At 55.3% G+C, this 16,020-nt stretch carries 20 protein-coding genes; 7 read left to right on the top strand and 13 right to left on the bottom strand.

The features are described from left to right. Positions 1–6 precede the first annotated feature (6 nt). Positions 7–831 carry an N-acetylmuramoyl-L-alanine amidase gene (locus tag VIJ98_RS06585; protein ID WP_323272887.1) on the bottom strand — a complete coding sequence of 275 codons (825 nt, stop codon included), beginning with the start codon at positions 829–831 and terminating at the stop codon, positions 7–9. Further along, positions 831–1,151, bottom strand: a complete 321-nt coding sequence (locus VIJ98_RS06580) for a heavy metal-binding domain-containing protein (RefSeq protein WP_007887640.1) — start codon at positions 1,149–1,151, stop codon at positions 831–833. The genes VIJ98_RS06585 and VIJ98_RS06580 overlap by 1 nt, the downstream gene beginning before the upstream one ends. A 98-nt stretch (positions 1,152–1,249) precedes the next feature. Here VIJ98_RS06580 and VIJ98_RS06575 point away from each other — a divergent pair, with 98 nt between their 5' ends. The 6 genes from VIJ98_RS06575 (at position 1,250) to artJ (VIJ98_RS06550) (ending at position 5,760) form a co-directional block, all read left to right on the top strand. Further along, positions 1,250–1,789: a lipoprotein gene (locus VIJ98_RS06575; protein ID WP_323272884.1), complete on the top strand. Its 540-nt coding sequence runs from the start codon at positions 1,250–1,252 to the stop codon at positions 1,787–1,789. Between the two features lie 239 nt (positions 1,790–2,028). Further along, a complete protein-coding gene (gene artP / locus VIJ98_RS06570) occupies positions 2,029–2,757 on the top strand; it encodes an arginine ABC transporter ATP-binding protein ArtP (protein WP_008102444.1) in 729 nt (242 codons plus the stop codon). A gap of 15 nt (positions 2,758–2,772) precedes the next feature. Further along, positions 2,773–3,504: an arginine ABC transporter substrate-binding protein gene (gene artJ / locus VIJ98_RS06565; protein ID WP_008102446.1), complete on the top strand. Its 732-nt coding sequence runs from the start codon at positions 2,773–2,775 to the stop codon at positions 3,502–3,504. 6 nt (positions 3,505–3,510) lie between these two features. After that, positions 3,511–4,224 carry an arginine ABC transporter permease ArtQ gene (gene artQ / locus VIJ98_RS06560; protein ID WP_061717169.1) on the top strand — a complete coding sequence of 238 codons (714 nt, stop codon included), beginning with the start codon at positions 3,511–3,513 and terminating at the stop codon, positions 4,222–4,224. A 2-nt stretch (positions 4,225–4,226) separates the two neighbouring features. Continuing rightward, on the top strand, positions 4,227–4,895 hold the full coding sequence (gene artM / locus VIJ98_RS06555) for an arginine ABC transporter permease ArtM (RefSeq protein WP_008102451.1): 669 nt from the start codon (positions 4,227–4,229) through the stop codon (positions 4,893–4,895). A 133-nt stretch (positions 4,896–5,028) separates the two neighbouring features. Beyond that, positions 5,029–5,760: an arginine ABC transporter substrate-binding protein gene (gene artJ, locus VIJ98_RS06550; protein WP_097094391.1), complete on the top strand. Its 732-nt coding sequence runs from the start codon at positions 5,029–5,031 to the stop codon at positions 5,758–5,760. A gap of 62 nt (positions 5,761–5,822) precedes the next feature. Here artJ (VIJ98_RS06550) and rlmC read toward each other — a convergent pair whose 3' ends face one another. The 10 genes from rlmC to VIJ98_RS06500 form a co-directional block, all read right to left on the bottom strand. Next, positions 5,823–6,956 carry a 23S rRNA (uracil(747)-C(5))-methyltransferase RlmC gene (gene rlmC / locus VIJ98_RS06545; protein ID WP_323272876.1) on the bottom strand — a complete coding sequence of 378 codons (1,134 nt, stop codon included), beginning with the start codon at positions 6,954–6,956 and terminating at the stop codon, positions 5,823–5,825. Positions 6,957–7,004: 48 nt separating this feature from the next. Next, a complete protein-coding gene (locus VIJ98_RS06540; RefSeq protein WP_323272874.1) occupies positions 7,005–7,472 on the bottom strand; it encodes a YbjO family protein in 468 nt (155 codons plus the stop codon). Between the two features lie 85 nt (positions 7,473–7,557). Then, complete coding sequence (gene potI, locus VIJ98_RS06535) at positions 7,558–8,403, bottom strand: putrescine ABC transporter permease PotI (RefSeq protein WP_008102460.1); 846 nt, start codon at positions 8,401–8,403, stop codon at positions 7,558–7,560. Further along, entirely contained in the window at positions 8,400–9,356 is a 957-nt protein-coding gene (potH, locus tag VIJ98_RS06530; RefSeq protein WP_176970900.1) for a putrescine ABC transporter permease PotH, read from the bottom strand. Before potH ends, potI begins: the two co-directional genes overlap by 4 nt. 9 nt (positions 9,357–9,365) lie before the next feature. Continuing rightward, positions 9,366–10,499, bottom strand: coding sequence for a putrescine ABC transporter ATP-binding subunit PotG (gene potG / locus VIJ98_RS06525; RefSeq protein ID WP_008102465.1), 1,134 nt, complete (start codon positions 10,497–10,499; stop codon positions 9,366–9,368). A gap of 114 nt (positions 10,500–10,613) precedes the next feature. Further along, positions 10,614–11,723 (bottom strand): spermidine/putrescine ABC transporter substrate-binding protein PotF, encoded by a 1,110-nt coding sequence (potF, locus tag VIJ98_RS06520; protein ID WP_008102467.1) that lies wholly within the window; start codon positions 11,721–11,723, stop codon positions 10,614–10,616. Between the two features lie 372 nt (positions 11,724–12,095). Next, positions 12,096–12,575, bottom strand: a complete 480-nt coding sequence (locus tag VIJ98_RS06515; RefSeq protein ID WP_008102469.1) for a YbjN domain-containing protein — start codon at positions 12,573–12,575, stop codon at positions 12,096–12,098. Positions 12,576–12,662: 87 nt separating this feature from the next. After that, positions 12,663–13,565 (bottom strand): 30S ribosomal protein S6--L-glutamate ligase, encoded by a 903-nt coding sequence (gene rimK, locus VIJ98_RS06510; RefSeq protein WP_323272867.1) that lies wholly within the window; start codon positions 13,563–13,565, stop codon positions 12,663–12,665. A gap of 17 nt (positions 13,566–13,582) precedes the next feature. Next, positions 13,583–14,305 (bottom strand): oxygen-insensitive NADPH nitroreductase, encoded by a 723-nt coding sequence (gene nfsA / locus VIJ98_RS06505; protein WP_312665572.1) that lies wholly within the window; start codon positions 14,303–14,305, stop codon positions 13,583–13,585. A gap of 16 nt (positions 14,306–14,321) precedes the next feature. Continuing rightward, entirely contained in the window at positions 14,322–14,573 is a 252-nt protein-coding gene (locus tag VIJ98_RS06500; protein ID WP_008102474.1) for a DUF1418 family protein, read from the bottom strand. A 169-nt stretch (positions 14,574–14,742) separates the two neighbouring features. Between VIJ98_RS06500 and VIJ98_RS06495 the strand changes: the two genes are divergently transcribed. Next, positions 14,743–15,006 (top strand): GrxA family glutaredoxin, encoded by a 264-nt coding sequence (locus VIJ98_RS06495; protein WP_007887673.1) that lies wholly within the window; start codon positions 14,743–14,745, stop codon positions 15,004–15,006. A 496-nt stretch (positions 15,007–15,502) separates the two neighbouring features. Here VIJ98_RS06495 and ybjM read toward each other — a convergent pair whose 3' ends face one another. Then, a complete protein-coding gene (ybjM, locus tag VIJ98_RS06490) occupies positions 15,503–15,874 on the bottom strand; it encodes an inner membrane protein YbjM (protein WP_008102476.1) in 372 nt (123 codons plus the stop codon). Positions 15,875–16,020 lie beyond the last annotated feature (146 nt).

Below are 16,020 nucleotides of genomic sequence, written 5' to 3'. Positions count from 1 at the left end.
CAAGCATCACTGCGCCACACCATACTTCGCTAATAACGCACGCGCAATCGCCAGGGTTTCCGCATCGGCGATGCCGCGATAATCACGCGGGCGGAAGTGCATCTGAAACGCCGCAATCAGCTTGCGCTGCATCTGCGGCGTGGTTGCCGCCGGGACGTCGTAGCCATAGCGCTGCAGCGCATCCAGCAATTCAGCCTGATCCACGCCCTCATCCGCCGCGCGTCCATTGAGATAGCGCTGCACCGTTTCCTGCTCGGGCCACGCGCCTAAACCTTGCTCTGCCAGTTGCTGCCACGGAAACAGCGGACCGGGATCCTGCTTACGCTGCGGTGCGATATCGCTGTGTCCGACCACATTTTCCGGCGCGATACCGTAGCGCTGGGTGATGTCCTCTACCAGCGCCATCAACGCGCTGATTTGCTGCGGCGTAAAAGGCTGCCACAGCAAACCCGTCAAAGTGCGGCGATAGCCGCTGTTGACGATTTCAATGCCAATCGAGGTGTCATTGATGCGCGTTGCGCCGCGCCAGAAACTCGGGCCCGCATGCCACGCGAGCTGACTTTCCGGCACCAGTTGCCACACCACGCCCTTGCCGTTTTTCTGCGGCGGATGTTGCGGAATCAGGTAGTGCGCGCTAACGTCCCGATCGGTCAGTGTCGCCAGCGAACTAGAGAAATCCTCGGCAGTATAGTGAATCACCACCACCTTAATGCGCGGTCGCGCGCCCTGCGCCGGATGCGCGGTATCGACCCAATAACCGTGTCGCGCTTCCATTGATGACTGACAAGCGCTCAGTAACAGCGCCATCGCCAACAGAACCACCACGCGCATTAGCGAATAATCACGGCGGTGCCGGTGACGCTCACCATCAACATGCTGCCCTCTTTGCCCACGGTTTCGTAGTCGATATCAATGCCCACTACCGCATTGGCACCAAGCGCTTTGGCCTGCTCTTCCAGCTCTTTGAAGGCGATCTGGCGTGCTTTACGTAACTCTTTTTCGTAGGCGCCTGAGCGGCCACCAACGATATCGCGAATGCCGGCGAAGAAATCGCGGAAAATATTGGCGCCGAGAATCGCTTCACCGGCGACCACGCCGCAATATTCACTGATGCTGTGTCCTTCCAGCGTGGGCGTTGTAGAAAATTTCATGGTGTTCTCCTTTTCTGAATCAGCTCGTAGCGCTTAAAAGCAAGGCTATACTCTATGCTAAAAATGGCGCTTTGCCAGTGAACAATAAGGAAATCGAGATGAGAAACAATGCCTTTGCGCTGCTTATTCCCGCAGCGTTGCTGCTGAGTGCTTGTACCACCGTTGAGCCGGTCATTAAGGATAATGGCCCGCGCACCGCTGCCTGTGTTGAAGGTGGTCCGGACAGCGTGGCACAACAGTTCTACGATTTACGCGTCAGTCAGCCGACACAAGGTTTGCCAGACAGCAACACACTGGCGAAATATCGCCCTTACCTCAGCGATCACCTGTATCAGAAGCTGCTAAGCGCCAGCAGCCAGAACCCGAAACCGGCGGCATGGAGCCAGGGCGATCTCTTCTCCAGCCTGGCCCAAGGCCCAACCTCGGCTAACGTTGCCAGCGCGTCCACCATTCCTAATCGCGACGCGCGCAATATCCCGCTGCGCGTTGAGCTGAGCCGCGATAACAAAACCTGGAAAGATGAAGTGCTGATGATCCACGAAGGCACTTGCTGGGTGGTTGATGATGTGCGTTATGTCGGCCAGGTGCCACACGTTGGCGGCGGTTCGCTGACGCAGCTGCTGGAAGCGAAAAAGTAACCGTTCACTTTTCCCGCAGTTAACACCATTGATTAGCGCGCCGCATCCTTGCGGCGCTTTTTGTTGATATTTTGTGAACTAAATAGGGCTCGCCAGCCCTCATCCACCTTGAGTTGCGCGATATTGTGCTACGCTTTGGAGGTTTCACTGCTCTTTAATAAATATTAACCCACCACAATTGCATAACTATTCTGGTGACGTTAAAATCCGCGACACTAATTACTATTCATTTTTTGCGCATGAGTATTCAACTAAACGCCATAAACTGTTTTTACGGTGCCCATCAGGCACTGTTCGATATCAACCTGGCTTGTCCGCAGGGTGAAACGCTGGTGTTGCTCGGCCCGAGTGGCGCGGGTAAAAGTTCGCTCCTGCGCGTTCTCAACTTGCTGGAGCAACCGCGTTCCGGCAGCCTGCAGATTGCCGGCAACCAGTTTGATTTCACCAAAGCCCCTTCCGACAGCGCGATTCGCGAGCTGCGGCAGAACGTGGGCATGGTATTCCAGCAATACAATCTGTGGCCGCACCTTAGCGTGGTGCAAAACCTGATTGAAGCACCGTGCCGCGTGCTCGGTCTCAGCAAAGATGCCGCGCGTGCGCGTGCGGAAAAGCTGCTGGATCGTCTGCGCCTGACGCCGTACGCCGATCGCTTCCCGCTGCATCTTTCCGGCGGCCAGCAGCAGCGCGTCGCGATTGCCCGTGCGCTGATGATGGAGCCGCAGGTGCTGCTGTTTGATGAACCGACCGCCGCGCTCGATCCCGAAATCACCGCCCAGATCGTCAGTATTATTCGTGAGCTGGCACAGACCAACATCACACAAGTGATCGTCACGCACGAAGTGGAAGTGGCGCGTAAAACCGCCAGCCGCGTGGTGTATATGGAAAACGGTCACATTGTTGAGCAAGGCGATGCCAGCCACTTTACACAGCCGCAAACCGACGCGTTTGCTAATTATCTTTCGCATTAAGTCAGGATGCTTCTAATGAAAAAAGTTGTAATTGCTGCCCTCCTTGCTGGCCTGAGCCTCAGCGCTTCAGCGGCACAGACATTGCGTTTTGCTACTGAGGCTTCTTATCCTCCGTTTGAATTCGTCGACTCTGATAACAAAATTCAGGGCTTTGATGTCGATCTGGCTAACGCGCTGTGTAAAGAGATGGATGCGACCTGCACCTTTACCAATCAGGCGTTCGATAGCCTGATCCCCAGCCTGAAGTTCCGTCGTTTTGACGCGGTGATGGCGGGCATGGACATCACGCCAGATCGTGAGAAGCAAGTGCTGTTCTCCAAGCCGTACTACGACAACTCTGCCATCTTCATTGCGCAGAAAGGCAAAATGGCTGACGTGGCCGCGCTGAAAGGCAAGCGTGTTGGCGTGCAGAACGGCACCACGCATCAAAAATACCTCTCTGACAAGCACAGCGACATCACCGTTGTGCCTTACGACAGCTACCAGAACGCGGTACTGGATCTGAAAAATGGTCGCATCGATGCCGTATTCGGTGACACCGCCGTGGTGAACGAGTGGCTGAAGCAGAACGCCAACCTCGCGCCGCTGGGTGAGAAAGTGACGGACAAAGATTACTTCGGTACCGGTTTAGGTATTGCCGTGCGTCAGGGCAACAGCGAACTGCAGGGCAAGTTCAATGCAGCGCTGGAGAAGATCAAAGCTGACGGCACTTACAAAACCATCTACAGCAAATGGTTCCAGCAGTAATTTCTGATGAATGAAATGATTCCACTCGCGAGCGCCGCCGGTATGACCGTCGGCCTTGCCGTTTGTGCACTGATCGCCGGCCTTGTGCTGGCGATGATTTTTGCTGGCTGGGAATCGGTACGCTGGAAACCGCTGGCGTGGATCGGTACCGCGCTGGTCACGCTGATTCGCGGCCTGCCGGAAATTCTGGTGGTGCTGTTTATCTATTTCGGCGCTTCTCAGCTGCTGCTGACGCTCTCCGATGGCTTCCACATCAATCTCGGCCTGTTCAACATTCCGGTGCAGGTGCAGATTGAAAACTTCGACGTCAGTCCTTTCCTGTGCGGTGTGATTGCGCTGGCGATGCTCTATTCCGCCTATGCGTCACAAACCCTGCGCGGCGCGCTGAAAGCGGTTCCGGTCGGCCAATGGGAATCGGGTCAGGCGCTGGGCATGAAGAAGTCGGCGATTTTCCTGCGCCTGATCATGCCGCAGATGTGGCGTCACGCGCTGCCAGGTTTGGGCAATCAATGGCTGGTTTTGCTGAAGGATACCGCGCTGGTCTCGCTGATCAGCGTCAACGATCTGATGCTGCAAACCAAAAGCATTGCCACGCGCACGCAAGAGCCGTTTACCTGGTATCTGGTGGCGGCAGCGATCTATCTGATTATCACGCTATTCAGTCAGTTCGTGCTGCGCCGCATTGAATTGCGCACCACGCGTTTTGAGCGAGGGGCTTAAGCATGCTGGATTACTTACCCGAGCTGCTGAAAGGGTTACACACCAGCCTGACGCTGACCGTGGCTTCGCTGATTGCGGCTTTGGTGCTCTCTGTGCTCTGCACCATCGTGTTGGCGCTCAAAGTGCCAGTGCTGAATTGGCTGGTGAAAGGCTATATCACCTTGTTCACCGGCACGCCGCTGCTGGTGCAGATCTTTCTGATCTATTACGGTCCCGGCCAGTTCCCCAGCATCCAGAACATTCCGTGGCTGTGGCATCTGCTGTCGCAGCCTTGGCTGTGCGCACTGCTGGCGCTGTCACTCAACAGTGCGGCTTACACCACCCAGCTGTTTTACGGTGCGGTGCGTGCCATTCCGTCCGGTCAATGGCAGTCCTGCGCGGCACTCGGCATGAACCGCAAAGATACGCTGCGCATTCTGCTGCCGTACGCCTTCAAGCGCGCCCTGTCGTCCTACTCCAACGAAGTGGTGCTGGTATTCAAAAGTACCTCGCTGGCTTACACCATTACGCTGATGGAAGTGATGGGCCACGGGCAGCTGCTGTATGGCCGCACTTACGATATCTCGGTGTACGCTGCCGCTGGCCTGATCTATCTGGTGGTTAACGGCTTGCTGACGTTGATGATGCGTTTGGTTGAGAAGCGTGCGCTGGCATTTGAGCGCCGCAACTAATGTCACCAAAGCGGGTGCCCAAAAGGTACCCGCTTTTTGATTTAAATTAATAAGCAAAAATATTGCATATAAATTCATTAACTGGCATCGTGTAACCCGTTCCGTCTCTGGCATGGTTTACAGGAGTTACATAATGAAAAAATGGATCGTTGCTGCTGCACTGGCAACTCTGGCAATGAATGCTTATGCGGCCGAAAAAATCCGCTTCGCCTCTTCCGCAACTTATCCCCCGTTCGAATCCCTTGATCACGACAACCAAATCGTTGGCTTCGATATCGATCTGGCAAAAGCACTGTGCCAGCAGATGAAAGCGGATTGCACCTTCACCAACAACGCCTTCGATAGCCTGATTCCGTCGCTGAAATTCCGTCGCTACGACGCGGTCATTTCCGGCATGGATATCACCGCCGATCGCAGTAAGCAGGTCGATTTCACCCAGCCTTACTACGCTAACTCGGCGATTGTGATTGCACATAAAGGCCAGTTCACCGATTTCAGCCAGCTGAAAGGCAAACGTGTTGGCGTTGAGAACGGCACCACGCATCAAAAATACCTGCTGGAGAAACATCCGGAGGTGATTGCGGTGGCGTATGACAGCTATCAGAACGCGATTCTCGATCTGAAAAACGGTCGTCTGAACGGCGTGTTTGGTGATACGGCGGTGGTGAATCAGTGGCTGAAGGCCAATGACGATCTTAGCGCGGTCGGCGAGCACATCACCGATACCGACTTCTTCGGCACCGGTTTAGGCATTGCAGTACGCAAAGGCAATGAGCCGCTGCTGAACGAGCTGAACAGCGCGTTAGTGGCGTTGAAAGCCAACGGCACCTGGCAGCAAATCAATCAGAAGTGGTTCCCGGAATAAGCATTATGGGATAGCGTGGCGGGCGCCAGACAGGTTCTGCACGTCCTCCGTTCCGGTGAACGTTACGCTGTTCCACCCTTCTTAAGCAAGCACAGCACTTCAAAATGCGCAGTATGCGGGAACATGTCGAACAGCTGCACACGGCTCACCTCATACTCCGCCAGACGCGCGATATCCTGCGCCATGCTGGTGGGATTGCAGCTGGAATAGAGAATGTAATCGGGTGCCATCTCACTGAGATAAGCACACAACTCTTCACCAATACCACGACGCGGCGGATTCACCAGCACCAGCTGCGGCACCGCTTCCCGCGACGTGGCGAACTGGGTGGAATCCAGCGCGGCAAAACTCACTTTTTCTAATCCAAGCTGCTGAGCCGACTGCTGAGCACAGGCAATGGCTTCAGCATTGATTTCGATGCCGGTCAGCTGCATCTCCGGCGTTGCGCAGTGCAGACCAAATCCCCCGACGCCACAAAACAAATCCCACATGCTATTAACCGGCAACTGCGCAACCCAATCACGCGCGGTGGCGTAGAGATTGGCTGCAACCTGTGGATTAGTCTGGAAGAAGCTTTGCGGACGAATATAGAGCGGCACCTGATTAAAGCGCTCGGCCAGCGCTTGATCCGGCGTCAGCGCAATCTCTTCATCGCCTTCAAGAATCGCCATATGCACCGGCTGAATATTGGCGGAGATCACCTTCAGCTGCGGCAGCTGCTGTTGCAGCCACGGCAAGGCATCGCGCAGCTGCTGCAGCTTACTGGTGGATCGCAGCACAAAACGCAGCATCATGCCGCCCTGCGTACTCTCCGTCAGCAGCAGGAACTTCAGCTCACCGCGTTTACGCGCTACGTTATAGGGCGTTAAACCGGCGCGGGCGATAAAGGGTTTGAGTAGCGTGAACACCGCGCTGAAGCTGTCGGGATAGAGTGGACAGGCGCAGAGATCGACCGGTTCACCGTCGCGCGCCACCATGCCAAAAATCGGCCGCTCCACGCTGCCGCTCACCACCATTTTGGCTTTATTACGAAACCCTTGCTGCGCGGATTGCACCGGCGGCAGCCATTCGCCCACCGGCTTCTCAGCCAGCAGTTGTTCCAGCAGCGACTGCTTGTCGTTGAGCTGTTGCGGATAGGGTTTTTCCAGCCACTGGCACGAACGACAGCGACCGGCATCATAAAGCGCGCAATGCATGCAAATGCCTGTATTCAGAATCGGGAGAAAAAATGGGGTGCGATTGTATCACCGGTGCCGGAAAAAAGCGCGGCTGCTGGCGGGCACAAACAGCAACGCTAACACCAGCACATCTGGCAGTTTTTGCAGCAGCGTGTGATGAATGATCTGCGCATTGCTTTCGCCAGGGATGCTGAAAATTTCCGGGTAGATCAAGCCCACCGATGCCATCAACATGTAGATCAGCACAATGATTTGCGTCGCGACATAGCCCCAGCGCCCACGATTTTTGCCGCGCATCAGGGTAAAGGCGCAGCGCAGTTCAAACAGGAAAATCAGCTGGCTGGCGATAAAGATCAGCGTGGAATCCCAGGCTTGCGCGCTGCGATGCACGAAATTGGCAAGTTCGTCGTAACCCAGTTCGTTGGCCAGCATCAATACGCTGAGGCAGCGCGTAATGATGATGGCGCAGCCCGCCACCATTACCGGCACCGGCGTAGCGTTAATCATTGAACCGTGTTTCAGGGTTTCCGACATGGTATTGCTCCGTAACTGAGGTGCGCATAAATGCGCACCCTACGACGTAGGGTCGCCATTAATGGCGACCTTAATGTTACGGCGTTCAGCCACGTTTTGCTTTCTGAATATCGCGTAAACGCTGCTTTTCTTCGTGCGCCATAAAGCGCCAGGCGATAAAACCGACTAAACCGACGACAAACAGAATCAGCGAGGCTAAAGCGTTGATCTCCGGATTCACGCCACGACGCACGGTAGCGAAAATCGCCATCGGCAAGGTGGTCGCGCCTGGGCCGGTCACGAAGCTGGCAATCACCAAATCATCCAGCGATAGGGTAAACGCCAGCAGCCAGCCGGTAACAATCGCGGGCGCGATCATCGGCACGGTGATCACGAAGAACACTTTCACCGGCGTTGCGCCGAGATCCATCGCCGCCTCTTCAATCGAGCGATCCAGCTCGCGCAGACGCGAGTTGATCACCACCGCCACGTAAGCGGTACAGAAGGTCACGTGCGCCAGCCAGATAGTCAGCATGCCGCGATCGCTCGGCCAGCCAAAGGTATTGCCCATCGCCACGAACAGCAGCAGCAAGGATAAACCGGTGATCACATCGGGCATTACCAGCGGCGCCGTCAGCATAAAGGCGAAACCGTTATGCCCACGGAAGCGACCAAAGCGCACAATCACCACCGCCGCCATAGTGCCGAGCACCACCGCCATGGTGGCTGAGAGCGCGGCGATGGTCAGGCTGAGCCCCACCGCATCCAGCATCGCCTGATCCTGGAACAGCACTTTGTACCAGTGGAACGAGAAGTTCTCCCACACCGTTACCAGCGGCGAACTGTTAAAGGAGTAAACCACCAGCAGCAGCATCGGCGCGTACAGGAACATAAAGCACAGCACCAGAATCACGGTGCGCCACGGAGAGCGAATGGTCGGTAACTGGCTCATTCTTTCTCTCCCACTTCACGGTTCTGGTGCTTGTGGAACCAGATAATCGGCAATATCAGAATCAACAGGATGATCACCGCCAGCGCGGACGCTACCGGCCAATCGCGGTTGTTAAAGAACTCCTGCCACAAAATACGCCCAATCATGATGCTGTCCGGGCCGCCGAGCAGTTCCGGGATCACGTACTCGCCGACCGCCGGAATAAACACCAGCATTGAGCCAGCAATAATTCCGCCTTTGGTCAGCGGCACAATGACGCTGAAGAAGGTTTTCAACGGACGTGCACCGAGATCCAGCGAGGCTTCCACCAGCGAATAATCAATACGCGTCAGCGCGGTATAAATTGGCAGCACCATAAACGGCAGATAGCAGTAAACGATACCGATATACACCGCCGTGTTGGTATAGAGGATCACCAGCGGATGATCGATCACGCCGAGCCACATCAGGAAGCGGTTAAGAATGCCGTTGTTGTTGAGCAGGCCCATCCACGCGTATACGCGCACCAGGAACGAGGTCCACGACGGCAGGATCACCAGCAGCAGCAGAATCGTACGCATTGATGGCTTGCTGTGCGCCACCGCCCACGCCAGCGGATAACCGATCATCAGGCAGATAATGGTGGAGATGCCCGCCACTTTCAGCGATGTCAGATATGCGTCGGCATACAGCGGATCATCGGTCAGCGTGAAGTAGTTACCGAGATTGAGTACCAGATTGAGCTGACCATCGGCCCAGGTGACCAAATCGGTGTACGGCGGAATGGCGCGCGCAATATCGGCGAAACTGATCTTCAGCACGATCAGGAACGGTAGCAGGAACAGCAGGATCAGCCACAGATACGGCAAGGCAATTACCAGCTTGCGGCCGTGCTGCATCTTGATGCGCGTTGCCCAGCGCTGCAGCGGCGTGCCCACCACTTCGGGCTCGCTGCGTTGAGAAATCTGGCTCATATCGCCCCCTTAAACCGTCAGAACCACACAGCTGTCGGCGTCCCAGCAGAGACGCACTTCATCGCCCCACGTTGGCGCGCCTTTGCGGTAGCGATGGGCGTTTTGCAACTGTGCGCTGATCATCTGGCCGCTGCGCAGACGCACGTGATAAATCGACAGGTCGCCGAGATAGGCGATGTGAACCACTTCACCTACGGCAAAATTACAGCCATCGGCTGGGACTTCTTCGCACAACATCACTTTTTCCGGACGCAGCGCCACGTGCACCGGCACGTTATCCACCACGGAGACATCGGTCTGCACTTTCAGCGGATGCACTAAGCCTGGCGCGTCAATGATCAGCGCGTCTTCACCGCGCTCGCGCAGCAAGCCTTCAAACACATTCACTGAACCGATGAACTCCGCGCTGTAGCGGCTGGTTGGATGCTCGTAGATCTCTTCCGGCTCACCAATCTGCACGAATTTGCCACGGTTCATGATGGCGATACGGCCCGCCATGGTCATCGCCTCTTCCTGATCGTGCGTCACCATCACGCAGGTAGCGCCGACACGCTCGAGAATATCGACCACTTCATGCTGCATGCGGTCACGCAGTTTTTTATCCAGCGCGCCCATCGGTTCGTCGAGCAGCAGCAGCTTAGGACGTTTCGCCAGGCTACGCGCCAGCGCCACACGCTGACGCTGACCGCCAGAAAGCTGATGTGGCTTACGCTTGGCGAACTCCTGCATGTGCACCAGCGACAGCATCTCTTCGACGCGGCTAGTGATTTCGCCTTTCGGCAGTTTGTCCTGCTTCAGGCCGAAGGCAATGTTCTGCTCCACCGTCATGTGCGGGAACAGTGCGTAGGACTGGAACATCATGTTGATTGGGCGCTGATACGGCGGAACATGGGAGAGATCCTGACCATCCAGCACAATCTGGCCGCTGGTTGGCGGTTCGAATCCCGCCAGCATGCGCAGCAAGGTCGATTTGCCACAGCCGGATGCGCCCAGCAGCGCAAAAATCTCACCTTTGTAAATGGTCAGACTGACATCATCCACGGCGTGCTGGCCGTCAAAAGATTTGGTCAGGTTGCGAATTTCCAGCAGCGGCGTCATCGCCTTAGCCGTTTTATTTGGGGGGCGGGGAATCGCGTCGTTCACTAACATTTCTCCGGCGCTAATATCGCGCGGCACAGCCAGCCGCTAAAAATGGCACAACAGAGGCCATCACTGCGCCTCTGCTGTCGTCTTCAGGCAATAATCGTTCAGAACGAATTACTTACCACTTTTTACTTTAGTCCATGCACGGGTACGCACACGATCCAGTTTCGGATCCTGGACCTTAAGCACAAACAGTTTGGCCATGGCATCCGGCGTTGGGAAGATGCCCGGATTGTTACGCACGTCCGCATTGATCAGCGGCAGCGAGGCTTTATTACCGTTGGCATAGTTCATGTTGTTGGAAACATCAGCGATGACTTTTGGATCCATCATGTAATTCAGGAACTGATAGGCACCTTCAACATTTTTCGCGTCTTTAGGAATCGCAAACATGTCGAAGAATGCCAGTGCGCCCTGCTTCGGCACGATATAGCCGAGATGCACGCCGTTGTTGGCTTTATCCGCGCGATCTTTCGCCTGCAGGATATCGCCCGACCAGCCAATCGCCACGCAGATGTTGCCGTTCGCCAGGTCGTTGATGTACTGCGACGAGTGGAAGTAACGGATGTTTGGACGCAGTTTCAGCAGCAGATCAGTCGCCGCGCCAGAGTAATCTTTCGCGTCAGAGCTGTTTGGATCTTTGCCGAGGTAATTCAGCACGGTAGCGAAGATCTCTTCCGGTGCATCGAGGAAGGAGACGCCACAGCCTTTCAGTTTTTCCAGGTTTTCTGGTTTCAGCACCAGATCCCAGCTATCCAGCGGCACATCTTTGCCCAGTGCGGCTTTCACTTTATCGACGTTATAGCCGATGCCAGTGGTGCCCCACAGATAAGGAATCGCGTATTTGTTACCCGGATCGTGCTGGGCTACTTTCGCCATCAGATCGGGATCAAGATTTTTGTAGTTCGGCAGCTTGCTCTTATCCAGCTCCTGGAACACGCCCGATTGCAGCTGACGCGCAAGGAAGCTCGACGACGGCACCACCACGTCATAACCGGTGCTACCGGCCATCAGTTTGCCTTCCAACACTTCGTTGGAGTCAAAGACGTCATAAACCACTTTATCGCCGGTCTGCTTTTCGAAGTTCGGCACGGTATCCGCCGCGATATAATCGGACCAGTTATACACATGAACCGTACTACCTTCGGCCTGCGCACCGCCGGCCGCAGCCATCAATGCACCAGCAACCACACCTGACAACCATTTTTTACGTTGGTTGAACATGTTTTACTTCCTCCTGAGCGGGTCATCACAACGCTGCATACACGGCGATCCGGACGTTGCGTTTTCTGTTAAATCACAGGCACACAATGAATCAATATTCAGCGGGAGTTTAATAGCAAAAACCTATACCTGCGCTGAGGTTGCACGTCTCAAGCAGCCCCGCAAGAATAGCCCCCCCGCACCACCTGCACCAGATCCCAGCTTAAAAAACGCCTTTTCGCGATAAGTTATGCATGTTTCTGCTATGGGGTTTGGCGTTAGTGGCATAAAGCACGACTAATATCTGGCAATAAAGGGCAAAGTGCAGAATAAAAAGTGGTGGGGCAAAAATGAAAACTGCCGCAAAAAGCGGCAGTTAGCGAGGCGGGGAACTCAGTGCAGCATCGCGTGGCTGCTGGAGCTGGGTTGTCGCTCCTCTTCTTCTTCTACCACCAGCAAGTGGTTAGCAAAGGCTTCCATGATCACCATAGAAACGCCCTCTTCACTCTGCTTCATAAAGTGGGAGAACTGACCGAAGGTTAATCCGGCGCTGGTACTGATCGACTGGCAGACAATCAGCTTCGGCAGATTGTCGTCCTGAATATCAACAAAGGCTTTAATGGTCAGCGAGCTGGCGTTGATCTGCGATAAATCGCCTACCAGCGGAATCAGCGCCGTCGGTTTTACTTCTGCCAGCGCGGAGAAGAGGATAACGTTATCCACCAGGTCAATTTTTGCATCAAACACCCCGTCAAAATTCTGCATATGCGGCAGATGCAGTGCCTGACAGGCATCGCATTCGAACCAGGTGATATTTTGTTGATCCAGCCAGCGACGCAGCACGTCAATGTCCGGAACGACCAGTGAATCCATCGTAATATCCTGTGGGGTGAAGAAATGAGCGCCTTAGCTTACGGAAAAACCGATCTGGATGCCACGAAAACCGCTGAAAAGCGCGGGTTAGCCGCCGGTTTTAGGACGATAGCCGGGGCAGGCGTGCTGCTCAATCCACTTGATCATCATGGTGGCGATATCTAAACCGGTAATACCCTCAATTCCTTCCAGTCCGGGCGAGGCGTTCACCTCCATAACCAGCGGTCCACGATTTGCGCGCAGGATATCCACGCCAGCCACCTCAAGCCCAAGCGTGCTGGCGGCTTTTACCGCGATATCCCGCTCCTGATCGGTGATCTGCACGGCGCGCGCTTTGCCGCCGCGATGCAGATTAGAACGAAAATCGCCCTCTTTCGCTTCGCGCTCAATCGCCGCCACCACTTCACTGCCAATCACCAGGCAGCGAATATCACGTCCTTGCGCTTCCTTAATGAACTCCTGCACCAGAATATGCGCATTGAGGCCACGAAAAGCGTCAATGACGCTCTCCGCCGCCTGCCGCGTTTCCGCCAGCACCACGCCGATGCCTTGCGTGCCTTCCACCAGCTTCACCACCAGCGGCGCACCGCCCACCATCGCAATCAAGTCATCGGTATCATCCGGCGAGGAGGCAAAACCGGTGATCGGCATATCAATACCCTCACGCGCCAGCAGCTGCAGCGAGCGCAGCTTGTCGCGCGCGCGGGTAATGGCGACTGATTCATTGAGGGGATAGCTGCCACGCACCTCAAACTGGCGCAGCACGGCGGTGCCGTAAAAGGTGGTGGCGGTGCCAATGCGCGGGATCACTGCATCAAAATGCCCAAGCGTCTCGCCGCGATAGTGCACCGCCGGTGAATCGGAATTGATGTTCATGTAGCAGGAGAGCGGATCGATGATCTGCACTTGATGACCACGCTCCTCCGCGGCGTCGCGTAGACGCTTACACGAATAGATCGATCCATCGCGGGTGAGAATGGCCATTTTCATTGCAGAGTTCCTTGTGCTTAGCGCGTCGCCCAACCCTGCTGATGCAGGTAATCCAGTATGAAGGGACGCGTTTCTTTAATAATCAGGCGCTGAATCAGCTGGCTCCAGGTTTCGGAACGCTGGTTGCTATCACGTTGCTGATAATAGGCAGTAATTTGCTCATCGTACTGTGCCAGCACCTTTTTATCGACGGGCTGATAACGATTTTCATGCACCAACATCGCTTGCGGCATGCGCGGTTTAACGTCTGGCGCATCAGCTGGATGACCGACGCAGAAGCCGAACAGCGGCAGCACAAACTTTGGTAGCTCCAGCAGTTCGGTTACTTGAGCAATGCTATTACGAATCCCGCCAATGAATACGCCGCCAAGGCCCAGCGATTCCGCCGCCACCATGGCATTTTGCGCCATCAGCGCGGTATCAACGCAGCCGAGCAGCAGCTGTTCAGCGCGCCCGAGTTGCGCGTCTGGGCAGATCTGCTGATGACGATTGAAATCCGCGCAGAACACCCAAAACTCCGCTGCCGCGCTGACCCACGGCTGGCCGCCGGTCAGCTGTACCAGTTGCTCGCGCTTTGCGGGATCGGTAATACGAATAATTGAGGAGCACTGCAAAAAGCTGGAGGTCGAAGCCGCTTGTGCCGCTGCAATAATGGCGCTGCGTTGCGCCTCATCAATGCCCTGTTCGGTAAAAGCGCGAATGGAACGGTGGCTGCACAGTAAATCGATAGTCGGCGTCATAAATCCTCTCCGGTGGTTACTTCTTTTTATTGGAATGATTGAACAATTGTGGAGCCATCGCCTTCGCCGTGCGCCACATCATCATCCACGCGGCAGGCAGCATCAACGCGATGCCGAGAAAAAACAGCAGCGTCGCCAGCGGCTTTTTCGCGATGAAGTCAGGTGCGCTCACCCAATCGTTGGTGAGCAACAATGCGCCAATCACGGCAAGCACGCCGAGCACTTCGAGCAATAACACGGGTTTCGGTAATGTGGCGAGATCACGCATGCGAGGGTTCCCTGGAGTTCAATCAGTTTTAGCGTCTGCATAGGCAGCAGGTATCAGAATAACAGGTAACTTCTTCTTTCATTAAGCAGGATGGGCGGGCATGATGTGACGCATTATTCACGCTGTGATGTGATTCTAGTCACAAAACAGCAGCGGAAGGAGAGAAGCAATGATTGCAGTGATTTTTGGCCGTTCTAGCTGCCCTTACTGCGTACGTGCGAAAGAGTTGGCCGCCAAGCTGACCAGCGAGCGCGACGATTTTAACTATCAGTACGTTGATATTCAGGCCACCGGCATTACTAAAGCCGATCTGGAAGCCCGTGCCGGCAAGCCGGTAACAACCGTGCCACAGATTTTCCTCGACGATCAGCACATTGGTGGTTACACCGAATTCGCTGCCTGGACCAAAGAAAACCTGGGTATCGAAGCATAAGAGAACGGGCCTTCGGGCCTAATGCCGCTCTGTTAATCGCAGAGCGACTTTCGTTCGCCATGTGCTGGGGCAGTTGCAGCACCTTGGTGCGGCGACCGAGCAGAGAGCGCCTGGCCGCGCCCTCTGCACTCCCGGGCCCTGCGCCAGCCCAACCCGCCGCTACGCGGTACCTTCACTCATTCGCGATTCCTGACGGACCGGTGTCGATTCGCTCCTGCTCAGCGCCACCTCTCGCCGCATCCATGCGGCTCGCCCTGGAATCCCTCATTCGTTCAGCGGTTTGGGATGTCGCCTCAACACCCTCGCTGCAGCAATCGTGCATATTCTTAACTCACAATCGCTGCAAACCCCGTAGGGTCGTCATTCATGGCGACCTGATGCACATGAATGCGCACCCTACGAAAAATGCACCGATCCTTTGTAGGGTCGCCATTTATGGTGACCGAGAGACGCTTAACTGACGAACATGAGGCCCGCGGGCCCGTTTTTATTGGTGCTATTCGGCACGCATCGCCAGCATAATCCGCAGCAAGCGCACCAGCAGAGCACCACATCCCGCCCAAAACAGCGCACTCAAACTCCAGGCCACAATCAACAAGCCGCTATGCGTCATTGGCACCGCCAGCATTAACCACATCATGCCCAGCAGCGTACCGCCCAGCGCCACCCACAAGGTGCTAATCAGCGGACTTTCCGGCTGCAGTAGCGCCATCAAACATCCCGGCAGTAAAAACAGCAGTAATTCTGGTTGTCCGCGCACGGCTTGTTCACTGGCGGCGGCCCAGAAATGATGTGCATAAATAAACACCAGCGTATAAAGCATCACGCCCAGAATGGATGCTGGCCAGCGATTATTGCGCTGCAACATAATTATCCTCAACTTTGACGTTAACAATTATGAAACTTTTTCTGCCCTGATGCGCACGACTGGAAATAAAAAGAAACAGCTGGAGGCGAAAGGAATGAAAACTGCCGATAGCTGAGGGTGTTAATTATGATTAGAATGACGCCGCT

This window comes from Pantoea sp. S18, from assembly GCF_045689705.1.
Taxonomy (GTDB): Bacteria; Pseudomonadota; Gammaproteobacteria; order Enterobacterales; family Enterobacteriaceae; genus Pantoea; species Pantoea symbiotica.
The sequence above is the reverse complement of the archived record's forward strand: the minus strand, read 5'-3'. Positions and strand labels throughout refer to the sequence as shown.

Excerpts from the sequence above, each read along its gene's own strand:
- VIJ98_RS06585 (WP_323272887.1), bottom strand. The coding sequence starts at position 831 with ATGCGCGTGGTGGTTCTGTTGGCGATGGCGCTGTTACTGAGCGCTTGT.
- VIJ98_RS06580 (WP_007887640.1), bottom strand. The coding sequence starts at position 1,151 with ATGAAATTTTCTACAACGCCCACGCTGGAAGGACACAGCATCAGTGAA.
- VIJ98_RS06575 (WP_323272884.1), top strand. The coding sequence starts at position 1,250 with ATGAGAAACAATGCCTTTGCGCTGCTTATTCCCGCAGCGTTGCTGCTG.
- artP (WP_008102444.1), top strand. The coding sequence starts at position 2,029 with ATGAGTATTCAACTAAACGCCATAAACTGTTTTTACGGTGCCCATCAG.
- artJ (WP_008102446.1), top strand. The coding sequence starts at position 2,773 with ATGAAAAAAGTTGTAATTGCTGCCCTCCTTGCTGGCCTGAGCCTCAGC.
- artQ (WP_061717169.1), top strand. The coding sequence starts at position 3,511 with ATGAATGAAATGATTCCACTCGCGAGCGCCGCCGGTATGACCGTCGGC.
- artM (WP_008102451.1), top strand. The coding sequence starts at position 4,227 with ATGCTGGATTACTTACCCGAGCTGCTGAAAGGGTTACACACCAGCCTG.
- artJ (WP_097094391.1), top strand. The coding sequence starts at position 5,029 with ATGAAAAAATGGATCGTTGCTGCTGCACTGGCAACTCTGGCAATGAAT.
- rlmC (WP_323272876.1), bottom strand. The coding sequence starts at position 6,956 with ATGCATTGCGCGCTTTATGATGCCGGTCGCTGTCGTTCGTGCCAGTGG.
- VIJ98_RS06540 (WP_323272874.1), bottom strand. The coding sequence starts at position 7,472 with ATGTCGGAAACCCTGAAACACGGTTCAATGATTAACGCTACGCCGGTG.
- potI (WP_008102460.1), bottom strand. The coding sequence starts at position 8,403 with ATGAGCCAGTTACCGACCATTCGCTCTCCGTGGCGCACCGTGATTCTG.
- potH (WP_176970900.1), bottom strand. The coding sequence starts at position 9,356 with ATGAGCCAGATTTCTCAACGCAGCGAGCCCGAAGTGGTGGGCACGCCG.
- potF (WP_008102467.1), bottom strand. The coding sequence starts at position 11,723 with ATGTTCAACCAACGTAAAAAATGGTTGTCAGGTGTGGTTGCTGGTGCA.
- VIJ98_RS06515 (WP_008102469.1), bottom strand. The coding sequence starts at position 12,575 with ATGGATTCACTGGTCGTTCCGGACATTGACGTGCTGCGTCGCTGGCTG.
- rimK (WP_323272867.1), bottom strand. The coding sequence starts at position 13,565 with ATGAAAATGGCCATTCTCACCCGCGATGGATCGATCTATTCGTGTAAG.
- nfsA (WP_312665572.1), bottom strand. The coding sequence starts at position 14,305 with ATGACGCCGACTATCGATTTACTGTGCAGCCACCGTTCCATTCGCGCT.
- VIJ98_RS06500 (WP_008102474.1), bottom strand. The coding sequence starts at position 14,573 with ATGCGTGATCTCGCCACATTACCGAAACCCGTGTTATTGCTCGAAGTG.
- VIJ98_RS06495 (WP_007887673.1), top strand. The coding sequence starts at position 14,743 with ATGATTGCAGTGATTTTTGGCCGTTCTAGCTGCCCTTACTGCGTACGT.
- ybjM (WP_008102476.1), bottom strand. The coding sequence starts at position 15,874 with ATGTTGCAGCGCAATAATCGCTGGCCAGCATCCATTCTGGGCGTGATG.